General features: G+C 43.2%; 1 protein-coding gene. It reads right to left on the bottom strand.

Annotated elements, in window-relative coordinates:
- On the bottom strand, positions 1-1,266 hold a 1,266-nt coding region (locus tag A3729_RS05010), incomplete at its 3' end, for a hypothetical protein (protein WP_156497674.1).
- Between the last annotated feature and the right edge of the window lie 480 nt (positions 1,267-1,746).

Raw genomic sequence — 1,746 nt, 5'->3', positions numbered from 1 at the left:
CTCTTTAGTGTTCTCAGCGACCTGTTGCTTAATTTCAGCAGAATGCCCCAGCGCTTCATTGCTTTGGGAAATAACTTCTGGTTGTGCGTAATCTTTCGGCCAATTTACCTGCTTAAGAAGCTTACGAATTCTTTGGTTGAGCGTATCGAGTTGCGTGCTGTCTTTTTTACCCTGTTTGCTAAGTTCGTCGATCGATTCCTTTAGCTCGGGCTCAGCTTCTTTCAAGAGCGTAAGCGCTTTATAGTACTGACGAATCTCACTCATTAATACTTGATAGTGCTTTGCCTTGTTCTTCTCGACTTTTACATTGCGAGTGACTTCGAGCCAGCGGTTTTCCTGAGTTTTGATTAGCGCGTCAATTGCAGAGATATCATGAAATGAGGGGACCTCCGTGGTGAAGCGCTTAAGTGTTTCAGACAATGTATACAAAGTCGCTTCTTGCTCATCACCACCGGTTTGGATTAAGCGCTCCTGTTCTTCTGCTTCGAGCTTTTCTTGGGCAATTTTATCAATTCTTGCTTGGCACTCAGCTTGGTAGTGAGCAAATTCTTTGCGTTGTGTTTCGTTAGCACTGAGGCTAACTGCCGCCCAACGTTTGCTTAGGTTAAAAAGCTTGGCATCGTAGTGCTGAAGAACCTCGGTTTTTGCGAGGGCGGTAATGTCTGCTAGTGCTTTCTCTATATCTTGTTGCTGTTGACTTCGTTCAGCGATCTGATTGCGGATAGTGGCAAGCTTGGACTTGGCTATATGATAAACCGATTTGTCCTTACCCTTTGCCTGACTCAGCAGTGTGCTTAAGTCTGCTTCTGTTTCGATAAGCTCAGCAGCGGCTTGTCGGAGTTTTGCCATTTTTGCTTTTACTGCAATTTCTAGCAGTGATTGCTTATCTTCAATCCGAGCCAAACCGCTTAGGAAAGCATCTGCCTGATTCGACTTAATGATCATTTGAGTAAGTATTTTATTGTCAGTAATTAGGTCGAAAATACTCAATGACTGAGCGTTAGCCAGCTCGTATAACTTTTCTTCAATTAGAGGCTTTAGTTCGTCTTTAGACTGCGCGTGAAGCGTGATCAGTGCTTGAGGGTCAGTTAAGCGTGATGTGGCGCTTTTTCTGACGGCTACTTGTTCATCGTTTTGTGCAAGCTGAAGTAATATTTGATGATCTTCATTCTGGCCAGGGTTGAGCTCTTTGATTGCTTCAAGTCTGGTTGCTGTATGCTTGCTTTGCCATTTTGGTTTGAATAGCTTGGAAAGAAAAGTAGCCATGCTGGTATCTCGCTTATCTCTGTTTTTAATAATGCTCTTGTAAAGTGTTAGTCCTTTCGAAAAAGGAAACCGTTTTGTCTTAAGACTTTGAGAGTGCGAAAAGTCGAATTCCTACTGACATTGTTGACATAGGAATCTGCTGTTTTTCACGTTATAGTCTTAATTAACTGAACGAGCTTGGATATATTTAAACTCGTTCCAAATGTTGCACCCTGAGGCTTTTGTTAGCTTCAAGAGAGCAATAGGCTCGGGCATTCTAGCGCAGCCTCGCGTAAAAATCTCCACTATTCTCTGGTATTTAGCGGGATTCATTACGTGACGAGAGCCGTATAGGGCCAATATTGAAAAGAGTCGCAGGGCTTTATGGAAAAACGTGGTAAATGAAGAGAGAAGCAGATCTCCAAAGTGTTAAAAATAAAGCCGTAGATCTTCTATCTCGTCGCGAGCATAGTGAACATGAGCTGCGCGAAAAGCTGCAAG

The organism is Oleiphilus sp. HI0043 (genome assembly GCF_001634935.1).
This window is presented reverse-complemented; position numbering and strand designations above follow the sequence as displayed.